The 19,471-nt window shown below is 32.2% G+C and carries 19 protein-coding genes; 12 read left to right on the top strand and 7 right to left on the bottom strand.

Annotated features, from left to right (window positions below):
• The first annotated feature begins 9 nt into the window (after positions 1-9).
• The 4 genes from mreC to rodA are packed head-to-tail and all read left to right on the top strand — an operon-like array spanning position 10 to position 4,550.
• Positions 10-840, top strand: coding sequence for a rod shape-determining protein MreC (gene mreC / locus QZ824_RS00435; protein WP_291274075.1), 831 nt, complete (start codon positions 10-12; stop codon positions 838-840).
• 2 nt (positions 841-842) lie between these two features.
• Positions 843-1,349 carry a rod shape-determining protein MreD gene (gene mreD, locus QZ824_RS00430; protein ID WP_291274074.1) on the top strand — a complete coding sequence of 169 codons (507 nt, stop codon included), beginning with the start codon at positions 843-845 and terminating at the stop codon, positions 1,347-1,349.
• Entirely contained in the window at positions 1,346-3,289 is a 1,944-nt protein-coding gene (gene mrdA, locus QZ824_RS00425) for a penicillin-binding protein 2 (RefSeq protein ID WP_291274073.1), read from the top strand. The genes mreD and mrdA overlap by 4 nt, the downstream gene beginning before the upstream one ends.
• Before the next feature lie 4 nt (positions 3,290-3,293).
• Positions 3,294-4,550: a rod shape-determining protein RodA gene (gene rodA, locus QZ824_RS00420; RefSeq protein ID WP_291274072.1), complete on the top strand. Its 1,257-nt coding sequence runs from the start codon at positions 3,294-3,296 to the stop codon at positions 4,548-4,550.
• A gap of 470 nt (positions 4,551-5,020) precedes the next feature.
• On the opposite strand, the gene QZ824_RS00415 is transcribed toward rodA, so the two are convergent.
• The gene (locus QZ824_RS00415) at positions 5,021-7,195 is read right to left on the bottom strand and encodes a carboxy terminal-processing peptidase (protein WP_291274071.1); all 2,175 of its coding nucleotides are present in this window, start codon (positions 7,193-7,195) and stop codon (positions 5,021-5,023) included.
• A 131-nt stretch (positions 7,196-7,326) separates the two neighbouring features.
• Between QZ824_RS00415 and surE the strand changes: the two genes are divergently transcribed.
• A complete protein-coding gene (gene surE / locus QZ824_RS00410; RefSeq protein WP_291274070.1) occupies positions 7,327-8,088 on the top strand; it encodes a 5'/3'-nucleotidase SurE in 762 nt (253 codons plus the stop codon).
• Here the strand turns inward: surE and QZ824_RS00405 are convergent.
• Complete coding sequence (locus QZ824_RS00405; protein ID WP_291274069.1) at positions 8,083-9,111, bottom strand: LacI family DNA-binding transcriptional regulator; 1,029 nt, start codon at positions 9,109-9,111, stop codon at positions 8,083-8,085. The two genes, surE and QZ824_RS00405, sit on opposite strands and share 6 nt — an antisense overlap.
• Positions 9,112-9,313: 202 nt before the next feature.
• Between QZ824_RS00405 and rplM the strand changes: the two genes are divergently transcribed.
• The 5 genes from rplM to QZ824_RS00380 all read left to right on the top strand — a co-directional run bounded on the left by rplM (position 9,314) and on the right by QZ824_RS00380 (position 12,962).
• Complete coding sequence (gene rplM / locus QZ824_RS00400; protein ID WP_291274068.1) at positions 9,314-9,769, top strand: 50S ribosomal protein L13; 456 nt, start codon at positions 9,314-9,316, stop codon at positions 9,767-9,769.
• Positions 9,769-10,155: a 30S ribosomal protein S9 gene (gene rpsI, locus QZ824_RS00395; RefSeq protein WP_014387574.1), complete on the top strand. Its 387-nt coding sequence runs from the start codon at positions 9,769-9,771 to the stop codon at positions 10,153-10,155. The genes rplM and rpsI overlap by 1 nt, the downstream gene beginning before the upstream one ends.
• A 130-nt stretch (positions 10,156-10,285) precedes the next feature.
• Entirely contained in the window at positions 10,286-11,044 is a 759-nt protein-coding gene (rpsB, locus tag QZ824_RS00390; protein ID WP_291274067.1) for a 30S ribosomal protein S2, read from the top strand.
• A gap of 146 nt (positions 11,045-11,190) precedes the next feature.
• Positions 11,191-12,012 (top strand): translation elongation factor Ts, encoded by an 822-nt coding sequence (gene tsf, locus QZ824_RS00385; RefSeq protein ID WP_291274066.1) that lies wholly within the window; start codon positions 11,191-11,193, stop codon positions 12,010-12,012.
• A gap of 59 nt (positions 12,013-12,071) precedes the next feature.
• A complete protein-coding gene (locus QZ824_RS00380) occupies positions 12,072-12,962 on the top strand; it encodes an EamA family transporter (RefSeq protein ID WP_291274065.1) in 891 nt (296 codons plus the stop codon).
• A gap of 51 nt (positions 12,963-13,013) precedes the next feature.
• Here QZ824_RS00380 and QZ824_RS00375 read toward each other — a convergent pair whose 3' ends face one another.
• On the bottom strand, positions 13,014-15,074 hold the full coding sequence (locus tag QZ824_RS00375) for an insulinase family protein (RefSeq protein WP_291274064.1): 2,061 nt from the start codon (positions 15,072-15,074) through the stop codon (positions 13,014-13,016).
• 10 nt (positions 15,075-15,084) lie between these two features.
• Complete coding sequence (locus tag QZ824_RS00370) at positions 15,085-16,410, bottom strand: pitrilysin family protein (RefSeq protein ID WP_291274063.1); 1,326 nt, start codon at positions 16,408-16,410, stop codon at positions 15,085-15,087.
• 180 nt (positions 16,411-16,590) lie between these two features.
• Between QZ824_RS00370 and rplU the strand changes: the two genes are divergently transcribed.
• Together rplU and rpmA are read left to right on the top strand one after the other, a co-directional pair.
• Positions 16,591-17,010, top strand: coding sequence for a 50S ribosomal protein L21 (gene rplU, locus QZ824_RS00365; RefSeq protein ID WP_291274062.1), 420 nt, complete (start codon positions 16,591-16,593; stop codon positions 17,008-17,010).
• A 19-nt stretch (positions 17,011-17,029) separates the two neighbouring features.
• Positions 17,030-17,290, top strand: coding sequence for a 50S ribosomal protein L27 (rpmA, locus tag QZ824_RS00360; protein ID WP_014387567.1), 261 nt, complete (start codon positions 17,030-17,032; stop codon positions 17,288-17,290).
• Positions 17,291-17,360: 70 nt separating this feature from the next.
• Here the strand turns inward: rpmA and QZ824_RS00355 are convergent, their stop codons facing one another.
• The 3 genes from QZ824_RS00355 to QZ824_RS00345 form a co-directional block, all read right to left on the bottom strand.
• Positions 17,361-18,458, bottom strand: a complete 1,098-nt coding sequence (locus tag QZ824_RS00355) for a DUF4407 domain-containing protein (protein WP_291274061.1) — start codon at positions 18,456-18,458, stop codon at positions 17,361-17,363.
• Positions 18,459-18,665: 207 nt separating this feature from the next.
• Positions 18,666-19,094, bottom strand: coding sequence for a hypothetical protein (locus QZ824_RS00350; protein WP_291274060.1), 429 nt, complete (start codon positions 19,092-19,094; stop codon positions 18,666-18,668).
• Positions 19,095-19,110: 16 nt separating this feature from the next.
• The coding region (locus QZ824_RS00345) for a DUF4221 family protein (RefSeq protein WP_291274059.1) at positions 19,111-19,471 on the bottom strand (361 nt) is incomplete at its 5' end.

Raw genomic sequence — 19,471 nt, 5'->3', positions numbered from 1 at the left:
ACTTAGTTAATGCAGCAAATCATCTATTTTATTATAAAAAACAGCTATAGATTGCTGTTTTTGCTGCTTCTAAGCATTTCACTAATGCTTACTATTCAGTCGCATTCTTATCATCGAAGTCAATATATTCATTCAGCAAATAGTATTTCAGGCTATACCTATGAAAAAATTAACAATGTAAGAGAGTATTTTGGTTTACGAGCCAAAAATGAAGAATTAGCACTAGAAAATGCTCGATTAAAGGAATTACTATTCAACACTAAAGATACAGTAATTGACTTAAAGAGCGCCCCTTCTTTTGCTACGGACTTTAGAGTAATCCCAGCTCGTGTAATAAAAAATTCATACGAGAAACAAGAAAATTACATAACATTAGATAGAGGAAACTTAAAAGGGATTAAAGGTGATATGGGCGTTATTAGTGATCGCGGAGTAGTAGGCATAGTAGATAAAACCACTAAAAATTTTGCGACTGTTATTAGCATTCTACACACTAATAATCCAATCAATGGAAAAATTAAAAATTCAAATCACTTTGGTTCAATTACTTGGGATGGAAAAAACACAGGATATGTTCAGTTAATTGATGTACCAAAATTAGCCACTCTTAAGAAAGGAGATACCATTGTAACAGGTGGTCAATCTTATATTTTCCCTGAAAACATCCCTGTGGGTAAAATTGATAAAATTTTCATTGATAAATCAACTAATAAATTTGTTATCAATGTACGGTTATTTAATGACATGACTAATTTAGGTTATGTTTACATTATTGAAAACAAGAAAAGAAAAGAAAAAGAAATCCTAGAAGCCGCTTCAGAAAAAGAAGTCAATAAATAATAATGAATAGCAATTTTATTTTAAATAGCATCCGGTTTGTTGTTTTACTAATCATTCAAATTTTCGTTCTTAATCAGATCAATTTTGGAGGATGGATTGATCCCTATGTTTATATTCTATTCATTATTCTTTACCCTATCAATTCTAATAAGTTTGGATTCATTACAGCTAGTTTTTTCCTAGGCTTAGTTATGGACATCTTCAGTGACAGTGGCGGAGTGCACGCAACGGCTTGTTTATTATTAGCTTATCTACGTCCGAGTTTCTTGCGTTTTGCTTTTGGATTGAGTTATGAATACCAAACCATTCGTATTGCAGACAAACTTTCAGTGGATCGTTTTACTTTCATTATGATATCGATTCTTTTCCATCATACTATTTTGTTTAGTTTAGAAGTATATCGTTTAGATCTATTTTTTGAAATTATTTCTCGTACCATATTAAGTACGATTTTCACATTTATCATCTGTGTAATTAGCATCTATTTAATAAAGCCAAGTAGAAAATGAGAAAGACATTATTACCTACTATCATTATCGTAACGGCTGTTATTTTATTGATTCGTCTTTTTTATTTACAAGTAATTGATGAAACGCTAAAAATAAAATCAGAAAACAACGCCATTAAAATTAACTACGATTTCCCTGAACGAGGTTATATTTATGACCGTAATGGAAAACTTTTAGTAGCTAATCAGCCCTCTTATGACATTATGGTAGTGCCCAATGAAGTTAAAAACATTGACACACTCGAATTTTGTCGAATTTTAAGAATTACCAAAGATGAATTCCTAAAAAAAATTGATAAAGCAAAAATATACAGTCCTAGACTTCCTTCCGTTTTCCTTGCACAATTGAATAAACTTGAATTTGCTGCTTTTCAGGAAAAAGTTAGAAAATACAAAGGTTTTTATATTCAAAAAAGAGCTTTACGAGATTATCAAGTAGATTATGGCGCTAATATTTTTGGATTTATCACACAAGTTAACGACCAAATTATTGAAAAGAATCCTTATTATAAAAGTGGTGACTTAATTGGCAGACAAGGTGTTGAAGAGGCTTATGAAGATATTTTGCGTGGCGTAAAAGGTGTAAAATACATTTTAAAAGACAAACACAACCGTGAAATCGGATCTTACAAAGAAGGAAAATTTGACACCATCGCTCAACAAGGAAGTGACATAACCCTTTCTATTGATGGAGATTTACAAAAATACGGAGAAGAGTTGATGATTAATAAACGGGGGGGGATTGTTGCTATTGAACCTAAGTCAGGAGAAATTCTTGCTTTAGTTACAGCTCCTTCATATAAACCATCATTATTAGTAGGTAGAGAACGCTCAAAAAACTACACAAAATTATATAACGATTCCATTGCCAAACCCCTTTTTGATCGAGGTTTATTAGCAGAATACCCCCCAGGTTCACCTTTTAAGATACTCACTGGATTAGTAGGCTTACAAGAAGGTGTTGTTAATACTGAAACTACTTTTACCTGTAGTCATGGTTTTTCATATGGCCGTGGAGCTTTCATGCGTTGTCACTGCCCTGGAGGAATCATCAAACTTCACAATGGAATTTATAAATCATGTAATACTTATTTTGCACAAGTTTACAAAAGAACTATTGAAAAATACAGTAAACCCAAAATTGGAGTTGACCAATGGAATAAGCATATGAAAAGTTTTGGGTTGGGACAATTTTTAGGCTATGATTTACCTCCTGGAAGAAAAGGTCATATTCCAAGTTCTAAATTTTACGACCATTATTATCCAAATGGTGGTTGGCGTTCCTCAACAATTATTTCAAATTCAATTGGTCAGGGTGAAGTTTTAATGACTCCCATACAATTAGCTAACATGATGGCCATTGTTGCCAATAAGGGTTGGTATTATACACCACACGTAATTAAGAAAATTAAGAATCATAAGATTGATTCTAAATACACCACGAAACATACCACTTCTGTTGAATCAAGACACTTTGAACCAGTGATAGATGGGTTATTTGATGTTTATAACCTAGGTACAGCCGCAGGTTTAGGCGTTCAAGGTTTAGAAATTTGCGGAAAAACAGGAACAGCAGAAAACTTCACCAAACTAAATGGAAAACGAGTTCAATTGACTGACCACTCTATTTTTGTTGCATTCGCTCCTAGACACAATCCTAAAATCGCCATAGCTGTATTTGTAGAAAATGGATATTGGGGAAATCGTTGGGCTGGCCCAATTGCCACCTTGATGATAGAAAAATACATCAATAAAAAAATTACACGAACCGATCTTGAAAAACGAATGTTAGAAGGAAATTTAAATTGGGAATATGCAAAATTATATCCTAGAAAAGATAGTGAGTTTATGCCGAAATTTACTTTGACTAAACAAGATTCCATTCGTTTAAAACTAATAAAAGCAAAGACAAATAAATCAAAAGACTCAGTTAAGAAATAAATAAATGAAAAATCAAAGTTTAAGTAGTTCGATTGATTGGATCACCATCCTACTCTATACCATCTTAGTTATCTTTGGATGGATGACTATTTATTCTGTAACTGTGCCTGCCGATCAAGAATACACTTTTGAATTTGGACAACATTATAGCAAGCAATTGATGTTTATTATCATTGCAATTCCTCTAATATTCACTATACTTTTTGTAGACTCAAAATTATTTGAACGGTTTTCACTGGTGTTCTATAGTTTTGGTATACTTCTACTCTTAGGATTATTTGTGTTTGGAGTTACCAAAAAAGGACAAACCAATTGGTACCAGTTTGGTGGATTTGGGTTTCAACCTTCTGAATTTGTCAAAACAGCAGTAGCCTTACTTTTATCTAAGTATTTAAGTGACGCACAAGTAAATTTAAGTAAAAGTAAATTTCAATACTTTGCTTTTGCGATTATTGGATTGCCTGTGTTTTTAATTTTATTACAACCTGACGCAGGAAGTGCTATGATTTTTTTGTCCTTAGTTTTCGTGCTATACAGAGAAGGTTTACCTTCATGGTATTTATGGACTGGAGCAATCGCTATTGTCACTTTTTTATCAGCATTAATTGTAAAGCCTATTTTTTTAATAGCCATTATTTTTATCATAATGCTTATTCACTATGTATTTAATAGACGTATTTCTAGGAATCCCATTGTCTACTTTTTAATTTTTTTAGCCATATCTGCATTTGCTTTCTCCGTAAGTTTTGTTTACGACAATGTATTAGAGCCGCATCAAAAAGAACGTATAAATGTTTTACTTGGAAAAGAAGTAGATCTTAAAAAAGAAGGGTACAACCTACATCAATCCATGATTGCCATTGGGTCTGGAGGGTTGTTAGGAAAAGGTTATTTAGAAGGAACTCAAACCAAAGGAGGATTTGTACCTGAACAACACACCGATTATATTTTTACCACTGTTGGCGAAGAATGGGGATTTATGGGCAACTTATTAGTCATTTCCCTATTTGTTGGGTTATTTCTAAGAATCATTTATTTGGCTGAACGACAGAAAACTAAATTTAGCAGGGTTTACGGTTATTGTGTAGCAACTTATCTCTTTACTCATTTTTTTGTAAACATAGCCATGTTAATACGGCTATTCCCTACTATTGGTGTTCCCTTACCTTTCTTTTCTTATGGAGGTTCAAGTTTATGGGCATTTACTATAATGTTATTTATTTTTATTAAATTGGATGCGAACAAAGTGAATGAATGGTAACTCATTATTTTAACATTGGTAAAATCGTATGTCAAATAAATACAACTTACATTTTAAAGAGAACCAAACTAAACTCTAATAATAAACAGTCAAAATAATACTATTTGGGAATACTCAATGCACTGCAATTCAATCAAATTTGAATCTAATGAATTCCAAAATTATTATTAATCAGTGTTAATCTTCTTTATAATTTAGTATTACTTAAGCACAAAAAAAGAATGTATTAGTAGTTTCAATCCTAAAATTCAATAAAAATTCAAGCAACTGAAAAATTTTAGTTACCCAAAAAATTTCATGAAAACATCCTAAGAGAAAAAGTTCTTAGCTATATTTGAAAAAAGAGTTCAACTTTAATTAAAAGTCAAACCCCATTATTTTTAACACATAAACTTTAGGACAATGTCATAAAAATACCCCCAAATAGTGTCTAACTTTTTGGGGGCAGTGCAATTCTAACGCGTTTTTTATTATTTAACAGCCGTAATTTCCTTTGTCTTTCTCTTTTTATTGTTCTTAACCATATCCTTCAAATCTTTTACAGTTAAATCATTCAATACATTTAAAGACTCCTCAACATATATGTCTTTCTGCATATCATCATGCCATCTTTCACGCTTAAGTTTTAAGAGATCATCTGTTTTAAACAATTCTTGTTCATAGGGAAGAGAATTAAATACTAATCCATTTTTATACTCTTGAATAGCTTTAAATTTAGTTGTTTGTTTATCTAAATCAGCCATTTCTTGTTTATAATCTGAATATCTAAGGTGTACTATATTATCTTCTTTTCTATCATTAATCCATTTTGCATTTTCTTCAATCAATTTAAATTGAGTATTTGAAGCAATTCTATTTCTACTTTTGGCTATTTGTAAATCAAAACCAGTTGTTACAGGAGCATAAGGAGCTGGCTCAATTTTGTCCCAAGCCATAGCATTTTTTTCATCACGTTCCCCAGTTTCAATGAAAGCAAAACGATCTGGGACTACGATATCACTCTTTACACCTTCTAATTGAGTAGAACCACCATTAATTCTGTAGAATTTTTGAGTAGTTGCTTTTAATGCCCCAAGATCACCAAATTTATTTGTTCTCAAGAATTGGTTCAATTCAAAAACATTTTGAACCGTCCCTTTACCATAAGTTTGTTTACTTCCAATTATGATTCCTCTTTTATAATCTTGAATTGCAGCAGCAAAAATTTCAGAGGCAGAAGCAGAGTAATTATTCACCATTACAACTAAAGGCCCTGTCCATTGTACTTGTGGATCTGGGTCAGGCAAAACTTCAGGTTTTCTTCCAGCAGCCTTCACCTGAACTACTGGCCCTTTTTCAATAAATAAACCTACCATTTTAACTACTGTTTCCAAAGAACCTCCGCCATTATCTCTTAAATCCACAATGATACCTTCAACCTTTGCCTCTTTTAGTCTTTCAATTTCTTGTGCAACATCCTTGTAAGCGTCACGTTTTTGTTTATTTTCAAATGAAATATAAAACTTAGGTAAATAAATGATACCAAATTTTTTTCCGTTTTTTTCAACAACAGATGATTTAGCAAATGTTTCCTCTGTTTCTACTTCATCACGTGTAATAGTGATTACTTTAATTGTACCATCTACTTTTTTAACGGTTAACTTTACAATAGTTCCTTTGGGGCCCTTTATTTTTTTTATTACATCATCTAAACGCATACCAGAAATATCTACAGGTTCATCATTTCCTTGCGCCACTTTTAAGATAACATCACCTGCTTCTAATTGTTTACCTCTCCATGCAGGTCCACCGCTAATTAATTCGACAATTTCCACTGCATCATTTTTCTTTGAAAGGCGTGCCCCAATACCTTCAAATTTACCACTCATACTCACATCGAACTTATCCTTATCTTCAGGTGAAAAATAAAAAGTATGTGGGTCATATTGAGTAACAATAGCATTTAAAAACATTGAAAACCAATCTTCACGAGTTAACTCAGCTATAAACGAATAATTATTATCTAAATTATTTTTAGTTGATTTTCTTGCTTCCTCTTCTAGTTTAGAAAAAGGCACGACTTGATAATTAGCTTCTTTAGATTTCTTTTCTTCTTCTAATTTTTCTTTATCAGTTATTGTTGACAGCAACGTTAATTTTAAAATTTTCTTCCATCTATTTTGCAATTCAACTTCATTAGCTGCATAAGGCAACTTCTCATAATCCACATTTAGGGTTTCATCTGCATTAAAATCCATTGGCTTAGCCAGCAAATTGGTGTAAATCGTTTTAGATTCGGCCATACGTTTCATCAAGCGATTATACGTTAAATCAAAAAAAGTCAAATCTTTGTCTTTAACTATATCATCAATTCTTAACTCATATTTACTAAATTCATTGATGTCTTGTTGAGTAAAATAACGTTTAGTAGGATCAATAGACGCTATATAGGCGGCATAAGCCTTTTTTGAAAAGTCATCATTGATTTCAATTGGCGCATAATGTCCTTTCTCTAAAACAAATGAAAGTAATTCAAGCAACACCTTATCTTTATCATCATCTGCTACTTTTTTTGTTGGCATGAAACTCCACAATACTGCAGATAATGCCGCTATAATCAAAACTACTTTATAATTTCTCTTCATAAATTCAATAATCTTTTCCATTAATATTTCTAAAACTATGCCAAATTTGACGTTAATTCTGTTAAAACGTTACAATCAAACAAATTTAATATTTTAATATCCAATAATAGATAAAAAATAATATTTTAGCAAATAATTTAACACCAGCAACAATGAAGAATTACCAAATCTTAATTACCAATGACGATGGCATTGCAGCCCCAGGAATAAAAGCATTGACTGAGGTAATGCAAGAGTTAGGTCAAGTAACTATAGTTGCTCCAGATAGCCCACAAAGTGGTATGGGACATGCCATTACAATAAACAACACTTTAGAAGTTAAACATCACCCTAATTATTTAGAGACTGATCATGCCTACAGTTGCACGGGAACTCCAGTTGATTGTGTTAAAATGGCCGTACATGAAATTTTGAAATCAAAACCTGATCTTTGCGTTTCTGGAATCAACCATGGCTCTAATTCTTCTATTAATGTTATTTATTCAGGAACTATGAGTGCTGCGGTTGAAGCAGGCATCGAAGGTATCCCTTCCATTGGCTTTTCACTATGCGACTATAGTTGGAATGCTAATTTTGAACCAATAAAACCCTATATAAAAAAAATTGTAACAGAAGTTTTAACCCATGGTCTACCAGAAGGTGTTATTTTAAATGTCAATTTCCCAAAAACAGAACTTATTAAAGGAATTAAAGTTTGTCGTCAAGCCAAAGCCTACTGGGAAGAAGAATTCGACAAACGAATTAACCCAATGGGAAAAGAATATTATTGGCTAACTGGTAAATTTGTAAATCATGACAAAGGAGAAGACACTGACGAGTGGGCCTTAGCACATGATTACATATCAATAGTTCCAGTACAATTTGATTTAACCGCTTATCATGCCATACAGCAATTAAACAACTGGAATTTATAACTTTCGAACAGAATCTCTTTTTCTTAATTCTGTTTTGATTATTTCAGTTTTATAAACGATTAATTCCTCAGAATCTATTTCTTGTTCAATGCGTTCAATGAGTAATTCGGCTGCTTTTTGGCCAATTTCTGGCGCATGTTGACTCACGGTAGACAAACTTGGTGTCATCCGTCTAGACCACAAGCCGTCAGCAAAACCAATTATTGACAAATCATCTGGAATACGAAAACCTTTCTTCAAAGCTAATTTCATGGTAGCAACCGAAACATGTTCATTAAGTGCAAAAATACCATCAGGTTTCTCATCTAAAAGAGCTTCAATTTTTGAATCAAATTCTTTTTCTTCTTGTGCCAATAAAATCAAATCAGAATCACTATCTCTTTGATTCTTAGCTAAAGCTTCAAAATAACCTTTAGCTCTCAAATCACCTACACTTGAATTCTCGATAGTCGACACAATTGCAATTCTTTTACAACCTGTATCAATTAAATATTGTGTAGCATGAAAACCTGATTCATAGTCATCAACAATTACTTTATCACATTTCAATTCATTGGCTATTCTATCAAACAATACTATAGGTGTACCTCCTTTAATGACTTGTTTTAAATGTTCGAGATTATTTTCTTTTTGTGTTTCTTTTGCAAGAGCCAAAACAAAGCCATCTATAGCACCATTATCCAACATCTCTAACATTTGTTTTTCCTTAGTGAGCGACTCATTTGAAGTACAAGTAATTAAATTATACCCTCTTTTATTAGCGTATTTCTCAATACCCGAAAAAACTTTAGCAAAAAAAGGATTCAAAATATTTGGCAGAATCACTCCTATAGTATGAGTCCTTTTATTTTTAAGATTTTTAGCAACACTATTAGGCTTATAATTACGTAGTTGAGCAAACTCTTTAATCTTGCGTTTAGTAACCTCACTTATTTCTGGACTATCACTCAAGGCTTTGGAAACCGTTGAAGTGGACACACCTAACTCTTTCGCTAATTCTTTTAGTGTTGCTTTTGACTTCATTGAAACACATTTTAAGGTTCAAAAATAGGAAAAAAATATCTTATTTATGATTTTGATTTTGACGCCTCTGCATTCATGCAAATTAAGCGTCTTAAAATCAATGAAAAAGAAATTAAGAAATGGATTTGTAATATTGATAAATAATTGTACTTTTGCACTCCCTTAATTGGGAATGGAATGTTTAATTAAAATTATTAGCAAAGTGAACACATTAAGCTACAAGACAATTTCAGCGAACAAAGCTACTGCAGACAAGCAGTGGATTGTTGTTGATGCTGAGGGTCATAACTTAGGACGTTTTGCTTCAAAAGTAGCCATGTTACTTAGAGGTAAATACAAGCCTAATTATACCCCTCACGTTGATTGTGGAGATAACGTAATTGTTATCAACGCAGAGAAAATTAACTTAACTGGAAACAAATTGGATGACAAAATTTACATGCGTCACACAGGTTATCCAGGAGGACAAAGAACTTTAACTGCTAGAGTTCAACAACAAAAAAACCCAGCTATTTTAGTAGAAAAAGCTGTGAAAGGAATGTTACCTAAAAACAAATTAGGAGCACAATTATTCCGTAATTTAAATGTTTATGTAGGTCCTGAGCACAAACACGCAGCTCAAACGCCTAAAACTGTAAATTTAAACGATCTTAAGTAATGGGTACTATTCACAAAATCGGTAGAAGAAAATGTGCAGTTGCACGTGTTTATGTTACAGAAGGATCTGGGAACATTACTGTTAACAAAAGAGAATTTGCAAATTACTTCCCTACTGCTACCTTACAGTACAAAGTATTACAGCCGTTAACAATGACAAACAACGAAAACAATTTCGATGTTAAAATCAATGTTTATGGTGGTGGTGCAACAGGTCAAGCAGAAGCTGTAAGAATGGCTATTGCTAGAGCAATGTGTGAAGTTGAAGCAGAAAACAGAAGCATCTTAAAACCAGAAGGATTACTAACAAGAGATCCACGTATGGTTGAGCGTAAAAAATTCGGTCAGAAGAAAGCTCGTAAGAGATTCCAGTTCTCTAAACGTTAATATAAATTATTTATTAAAATTGTTGTTATTATCTCTTGCAAAAGAGGTTAGTTTAGCATCTAAATGGTTAAGACCGAAACAATCGCTACTTAATCATTGCTAAGTCAACAGAACGTAAACTATTACAAAAATGGCAAACAAAGTAGAAGTTAAAGAATTATTAGAGGCTGGTGTACACTTCGGACACATGACTCGTAAATGGGATCCAAACATGGCTCCTTATATTTATATGGAGCGTAATGGAATACACATTATCAATCTATATAAAACTGCAGCTAAAATTGAAGAAGCTAATGAAGCTTTAAAGAAAATTGCTGCTTCAGGTAGAAAAGTATTATTCGTAGCTACCAAAAAACAAGCTAAAGACATCGTTGCTGAGAAAGCAGCAGCTTGTAACATGCCTTACATCACTGAAAGATGGCCAGGTGGTATGTTAACTAATTTCGTTACTATCCGTAAAGCAATCAAAAAGATGGCTTCTATTGATAGAATGAAAAAAGACGGTACTTTCAACACGTTATCTAAAAAAGAAAAATTACAAATTGAGCGTTTAAGAGCTAAGTTAGAAAAAAACTTAGGTTCAATTGCTGATATGACAAGATTACCAGCTGCTCTATTTGTAGTAGATATCAAAGCTGAGCACATCGCTGTAAAAGAAGCTAAGAAATTAAACATTCCAGTGTTTGCAATGGTAGATACCAACTCTGACCCTCGTCAGGTTGATTTCGTTATCCCTGCTAATGACGATGCTTCTAAATCAATCGATAAAGTTTTATCTTTAGTATCTGCTTCTATTGTAGAAGGTTTATCTGATAGAAAAGCTGAGAAAGAAGAGCAACCTGCTGATGCACCAGCTGTACAAGCTGAAGCTAACGCTAGCGAAGAATAAAAATATATAATTCCAAGAATTAGATTCCAAGTTCCAATTCACTTAACAATTTATTGTTGATTTGATATATTTGGAATTTGGGATTTAAGGCTTGGAATTACTTTTTTTACAACAAAATTTATTATTCATTTTAAAACATAGTACAAATGTCAATTACTGCTGCTGACGTTAATAAATTAAGAGGAATTACAGGTGCCGGAATGATGGACTGTAAAAAAGCTTTAGTAGAAGCTGAAGGTGATTTTGAAAAAGCAATTGAAATCTTAAGAAAAAAAGGTCAAAAAGTAGCGGCTAACCGTTCTGACAGAGAGTCTTCTGAAGGTGCTGTTATTGCTGCTGTTAATGCTGATAGCACTGTGGGTGTTATTATTTCATTAAACTGTGAAACGGACTTCGTAGGTAAAAATGAAGGTTTCGTAAAATTAGCTACTGATTTAGCTAACCAAGCATTAAATTATGCTGATAAAGATGCTTTCTTAGCTTCTGACTTTGGTGGAATTACTGTTAATGAAAAATTAATGGAACAAACTGGAGTTATCGGTGAGAAAATTGAAATCGGTGCTTTCGAAAGATTAGAAGGTGCTTTTGTTAATTCATACATCCATGCTGGAAACAGAATTGCTACATTAGTAGCTTTATCTGCTAAAGTTGACGGTGGTGACGAAGCTGCAAGAAACGTTGCTATGCAAGCCGCTGCAATGGCTCCAATTGCATTAGATGAAAACGGAGTAGATGCTTCAATCATCGAGAAAGAAATTGAAATCGCTAAAGATCAATTAAGAGCAGAAGGTAAACCAGAAGCTATGTTAGACAACATTGCTAAAGGAAAAATTGCTCGTTTCTTTAAAGATAATACATTAGTAAATCAAGATTACATTAAAGAACCTTCAATGAACGTTGCAGCCTATGTTAAGTCAGTAGACGCTAACTTAACAGTTACAGGATTTAGAAGAGCTGCTTTAGCATAATCTTAAAAAATACACTAATTTTGAAGGCTGTCTAAATAGACAGCCTTTTTTTATTTACTATGGAAACAAAAAACACTAAATGGTTTATATTAACCGCACTAGCCTTAGTTTGGGGAAGTTCGTTTATATTAATGAAAAAGGGGTTAGAGGGAGGATTGAACCCTTTTCAATTAGGGGCATTGCGTATAATTTTTACTTCTATTTTCTTATTAAGCATAGGATGGAAAGAATTATTCAATATCAAAAGAAATAAAATCGTTCCTATTATTGGAGCTGGACTCTTAGGCAATTTCTTTCCAATATTTCTATTCGCATTAGCACAAACTGAAATTAGTAGTTCCATTAGTTCAACATTAAACTCATTTACACCTTTAAACACCTTACTTATAGGGAGTTTCTTTTTTGGACTGACCTTTACCCGAAAACAACTAGGAGGCATTGTTTTAGGTATCATAGGATGTTTAATATTAGTTTATGCTGGAGCTGATAGTCATCCTAATAAAAATTATTATTATGCACTGCTAGTACTTGTAGCCACTTGGTGTTATGCTAGTAATATCAATTTAGTAAAAAAATATTTAGCAGACGTTACCCCATTTACTATTACCGTTGGAAATTTTGCTTTTTTATTATTACCAGCAATAACAATATTAGCTTTTACTAACTTCACAATTGAAATTACTTTTATAAACTCAAATCCGACTTTAGACTTATATTTTAACCCCTTAATTTATGTTGCACTATTAGGGATTATAGGCACAGGCTTGGCAAATATTTACTTTTATAAATTAATACAGCTTTCCTCTCCTATTTTTGCCTCTAATGTCACGTATCTAATACCTATTGTAGCCACTTTTTGGAGTCTTATAGACCATGAAGAGGTGAGCTATTTACAAGTCATCGGAACAGCCATTATATTAATTGGTGTATACATCACTAACAAAAAATAAAAAAGGCAGTGTTTAAAAACACTGCCTTTTTTGTATTGAAACAAATAATGATTATTCGAAATCTTTATCTGTCACACCTTCATTAATTTTTACATCTTGTGTAATAAACTCTAAAGGCATACCCACATTTAACGTCATTTTGTATGGGAATTTAATTCCTTTTACATCTACATAATCATCATAATTAACCGTTTGCGAAGATTTCTGACCATTTCTTTCCACTTCTTTTTCTTCAGCTACTTTCAATCCTGATTTTGTATCATAAAAATATTTCGTTTTCCCAAACTTAACCACATAAGTCTCCACACCTTCTACGTTTTCAATACCCTCTAATGTGATATCTTTTGCCTTTAACAATTCTAACTCAATAAATGGAACAGCTCTAGATCTTGAATCGGCATATTTCTCCTTATCCATTTCTTTTCTTTGTCCTTGTTGAATTTCAAAACCAGTTTTGTCATTTATTTTAACACCACCTAATTCCATACCCATACCAGAAATGATAAAAGATAATTTTTTAGCTGAAGACAATTTCTGAGTCAAAGTTAATTCTTGTCCTTGAATAGAACCCTTCGCAAACAACATATAGGTTTTTACTCCAGCTAGTGCCTTTTCGCCACCAATAGCATCAACATATTTTTTAACGACAGTTTGTGCTGTTACTCCTGCAGGAACAGGTTTCTTAACCGCTGGTTTCTGTACTGAATTACCATATTTATCAAAGTAAGCAATAGGCCATCCTTCTTTTTTTGCTGTGGCTTCTAAATTAGGCAAAACATCTGCTGCTTTACCAACGATTACTACTCTTGTATTGTTTGCCAAGAAATACTTATTAGCTGCATTTTTAACATCTTCAGCTGTTACTGCATTGATATTTTTAATGTAATTTTCATAAAAATCTTCAGGTAACATTTGCGTTTTTATATTCAACGCATAACGAGCAATAGTAGCTGGTTTTTCAATTTGCATCACAAAATTTCCAATGTACTTCGCTTTTGCATTTTTTAATTCCTCCGCAGAAACTAAGTCTGTTCTGATTCTTTTTAATTCATTAAAAAATTCGACAACAGCACTATCAGTAACTGCATTTCTAACCGAAGCACTTGATTTAAACTTACCTATATATTTTCCAGAATATAAAGAAGAATAAGCCCCATAAGTCCAACCGTGTTTTTCACGCAAATTAAGGAATAATCTTCCTTCACCTCCACCACCTAAAATTTGGTTCGCCATTAATGCTGCAAAATAATCCTTATCTGTCATTTTTAAAGACGACAAATTCACTAATGAAATTTCAGACTGAACCGCATTAGGCATGTCTATAAAGTTAATTTGAGAATACTGCAAATCTTTAGGCGCATTATAAGATAACATAGGAGGAGCCGCTGCTTTCCAATTGTCACCACCAAATAATTTTTCCACCTTCTTCTTAACATCTTTAAAAGTAACATCTCCTACTACAACTAAATAAGCATTAGCAGGAACAAAATAAGTGTTATAATTATTAATCACATCTTGTAAGGTAACATTTTTCAATGTCTCTTCTGAAGTAAATTCACCATTATAGTGATTTTTACCATATACTAATACATTTTCAACTCTACCTGCAATAGCGGGCACACTCTTCTCATTTGATTTTAAACTTTCAATCAATTTTGCTTTTTCTGCATCAAAATCCTCTTGTGTAAATACTGGATTTAAAGCTCCATCAGCTAACAGTTCTAATATTCTTGAAGAATAACGTGACAATCCATTTGCAGATGCACCAGATGCATAAAAACTCATATCTGCTCCTAAGAAATCGATTTCTTCATTGAATTTTTCCTTAGAAATAGTTTCTGTAGCGTTTCCAATCATTGCTGACAATAAATCAGCTACTCCTTTTTTATCTCCCTCTGCATAAGGTGCATTATCAATAGTCAAATTATAAGAAACTCTAGGCAACTTATGATTCTCCACCACCATTACTTTTAAACCATTCTTTAAAGTAAAAGTTTCTGGTTTTTTAATATTTATTGCAGGTGCTGGACCTGATTTTGGCATCGGTCTATCTTGTGCTTGCATCGTCATTGTTAAAAATAAACTGGCTGCTATATATATATACTTTTTCATCTTGATTTGATTATTTTTGAGCTTTCTCTTTAGCTGGTTCATAATTCAATACTAATCTTTGATTTGGATTTAAGTATTTTTTAGCTACTTCTCTAATTTCCTCTCTTGTAATAGAACGGTAAATATCGATTTCTGTATTAATCAAATTAATATCCCCATAAAGCATGTAATAAGTAGCTAAATTATCTGCAATACCTTCTACACTTGAATTGGCACTTACATAATTACTTTCAAATTTGTTTAATAGTTTTTCGAAATCTTTTTCAGAAATTAACTCTTTTTGAAGTCTCACAATTTCTTCGTCAATTTCTTTTACTAGATCATCCGTTGTAGTTGAACCCATAGGTAGACCATAAATGAAATACGTTCCGTAATCTTCCTGACTATAATTGAAAGCTGCCACTTGAAGAGCTTTTTTCTTATCATCTACCAATTTTTTATACAAAACTGAAGATTTACCATCAGATAAATATGTCGAAATCATATCTAAAATACGTGCATCACGCGTTTTCATAGAAGGCGTTCTGTAAGCCGTAACAATCATTGGAATTTGAATGTTTGGATCTTCCCATTTAGCATTAATTTGCTGGGTGATAGGAGCCTCTTCATATTTTTGACGTGTAACCGGTGTTCCTTTAGGAATTGCTCCAAAATATTTTTTAATCCATTCTTTTGCTTGAGCAGTATCAAACTGACCTGCTACAACTAGCACAGCATTATTAGGAATGTAAAATTTCTTATTGAAAGCTTGAAATTCTTCTAACGTAGCTGCATCTAAGTGTTCCATTTCACCGATGGTTGTCCAACGATAAGGGTGCACTTTAAACATATTGGTTTTAACCGCCTTTAATAAATTACCATAAGGTTGGTTATCAACTCTTAATCTTTTTTCTTCTTTAACCACCTCATTTTGCGTATCTACACCAATTTGATTGATTACAGGATGCATTAATCGTTCAGATTCCATCCAAATAGCCAACTCTAAGTTGTTAGAAGGAAAAACTTCGTAATAATACGTTCTGTCGTCAGTCGTATTAGCATTATTGTTTCCTCCATTCGCCGTCACTAATTTGAACCATTCACCACGGCCGATGTTCTTTGTACCTTCAAACAATAAATGCTCAAAAAAGTGAGCAAAACCAGTTCTATTTGGTTGTTCATCTTTTGCTCCTACGTGATACATCACTGATGTAACTACTACTGGAGCCGAATTATCTTGATGTAAAACCACATGAAGACCATTCTCTAAATCGAACTCTTCAAATGCTACTTTCTGCGCGTGTGCAGTACTTCCAAGCATAGCCATAGTTCCTAAAGCCATTACAATTTTTTTCATAATAAATTTGTAGTTAATATAACATGTTCGAAGATAGGTCTAAAAAAAATAAAAATGTTACAAAAAAGGCATAAAAATTAACCAAAAAGCTATTTGGATAAAAAAAAGACACCACATCTTGCAGGGTAAATAAAAAGACGTATATTTGCAAACTTAAAATTTAATTAAAATCATATTGTTATGTACGCAATCGTAGAGATAGCAGGGCAACAATTCAAAGTAAGCAAAGACCAAAAAGTTTTTGTTCACCGTTTAGCTTCAGAAGAAGGAACTAAAGTTACTTTTGACAAAGTATTATTAGTTGACGATAACGGGAACATCACTCTAGGCGCCCCAGCTGTAGAAGGTGCTTCAGTAGAAGCTAAAGTGTTACAACACTTAAAAGGTGACAAAGTAATTATTTTCAAAAAGAAAAGAAGAAAAGGTTACAAAAAGAAAAACGGTCACAGACAAGCGTTAACTCAAATTTTAATTGAGGGAATTTCAGCAACAGGAGCTAAGAAAAAAGCAACTAAAAAAGCTGACGTTGAAGTAGCAGAAGGTGCTGAAGAAGCTAAACCGAAAGCAAAAGCAACAAAAACTAAAAAAACTGAAGAATAACAATTAAAAATATTACGTCATGGCTCACAAGAAAGGTGTCGGTAGTTCGAAGAATGGTAGAGAATCAGAATCGAAACGTTTAGGCGTTAAGATTTATGGTGGTCAAGCTGCTATTGCTGGAAACATCATTGTTAGACAAAGAGGTTCAAAGCACAACCCAGGACAAAATGTTTACATGGGTAAAGACCATACTTTACATGCTAAAGTTGATGGAGTTGTACAATTCCAGAAAAAAGGTGACAACAAATCTTATGTATCTGTTGTTCCATTTGAAGCATAATTAAAGTATACTTTAAAAAATAAAAAATCCTGAAGGTTTCTTCAGGATTTTTTTGCTATATATAAATAAATTATACCTTCTTAAACTTACTCAAATATTCCTGCGATTGCATTTCTAAAACCGCTTTGGCGTTTTTCTTTTTTAGTTCATAAAGTTCTTGATCTTCACGTAAATCGTTATAAACTCCGTCGTACATTTCAGCACTAGTTTTCTTTTGTAAATCACGCTGGTAAGCATTTTGTTCTATTATGGTTTTATAACTGATTTCGGCATCTTCATATTTAAAATCGTACTCGCTTTTACTCGCTAATAGCTTGGCAATAATCGGCGACGTTTCGATAGCCAAAAACAACAACATAATAAAAAACGAAGGTAAAAAAGGCAATTTATTCAACGCATTAATACGCGCCATTAAACCATCAAACCCATCAATAATCGGTTGAGAATCCGCTACTTTTTTATCCAAGTCGGCTTGTAATGTTTTACCTTTTGCTTCTTTTTCGGCAATCGTTTTAGCACTACTCACTTTTAAGGAATCCAATTGCTTTATTGCAGCATCATGAGCAGCACGCTTTTCTTTATAAATAGGTCCCTTACCCATTTTTTTCGTTCCCGCAGAACCTTCGGCTTCAGTTATATACGATTGATACAACGCCGCTACCTCTTTTTCTTTAGCTTTAATTTGATTCTTCAAACTATCAATAGAGGCTTGGTTTTTATCTACATCGGTTTTAAAATAATCGGCTACTTGTTTCTTGTTGGCAATAGCCATTTCATTCTTTTCCTTCAACAATACCGTATTAATTTCTTTTTCAAAAATTTTAATTTCCAAGGGTTTAGAAATTACAATTGCAATGATAATCGCCAAAGCAATTCGCGGAGAAACCTGAATGAATTCGTCCATAAAATTACCTTTCTTACGAATGGTAGATACTATAAAACGATCTAAATTGAAAATAAGCAAGCCCCAAACAAGACCAAAAAATACAGCCATGTACACATTATCAAAAACCGTATATAAGGCATAAGCACTGGCGATAAAAGCCATCACAGCAGTAAAAAAAACGGTAGCTCCTATACCCGCATATTTGTTTTGTTCGCCATCGGAGCAAGTGGCAATAAGATCTTTGTCCGCTCCCGAACAAAGAATAAAAAATCTTTTTAACATGACTATTCGTTTTTAATGTACCAAAAGCCTACACCTCTGGTTAGTTGATTGATGATGATTACAAATTTGTTGCCAAAAATGAATATTTGTTACATTTTATAATTAAAGATATCATTTGTTGTAAGTTTTAAAAAAAAACCTTGTGAAAATACACAAGGTTTCAAAATTATATTAAGAAGTTCACAATTTAAATCTATAATAGAAATATTAAATTTTTAAAATAATTTTATCTACATTACTGTTATCAATTTTTGAAATAAAAACTAAATCTTCATTGTTAATTTTATACAGCAAAGGTTTATTCTCTAACACACCTAAACTAACTAATTCAGAATCATAATCAAAAAGACATTTATTAAATTTTAAATTCAACATTTTTAAATCTGACCTATTAATTTCCGAAATAATAAACAAACTTTTCTTACTACTTTCAGTATTGAAATATTTTAATACTTTTTTAGTACACTCACCACAACCATTAAAAGGGATAATAATTATATTTTCGTATCTACTAAAAACAACATTTTTACTTTCTATGAATTCTTTCAATATTTCAGATTCAGTTTGGATTTTTTCATTTTTTACACAACTTTGAGTAGAAAAAAAAATTAAAATGTATATATAAATATATTTCATAAATAAATTATTGAAATTAAAAACCTAATCTTCTAAATTTTAATAAATTAGGGAGATTTACATTTTTGTTACTACTAAATTCATTATCTACAGAAATATAAAATCCATTATCATTAGTAAATGCAACTATATTGAATTTGTAATTATCTAATAAAAGCTCAGAAATTTTTTCAAAATTTTTGTTAAAAACAATTACAGATATTGATTTTGGATTTGAAACTAATTTACGTAATCGTTTATCATTTTTTTCTATATCTTGCCCTGGAACAAAAATTCTATAATATAACTTCTTCTTTTTATCGAAATAAACATTATGATATCTTGAATAAAAACAATCTTCATACAAACTTTCATTCATTTTTTTATTAGGATCGTTA

Source organism: Flavobacterium sp. (assembly GCF_021151785.1).
In the GTDB taxonomy this organism is placed as follows: Bacteria; Bacteroidota; Bacteroidia; order Flavobacteriales; family Flavobacteriaceae; genus Flavobacterium.
Note: the sequence above shows the minus strand (reverse complement) of the source record. Positions and strands in the feature narration are given on the sequence as shown.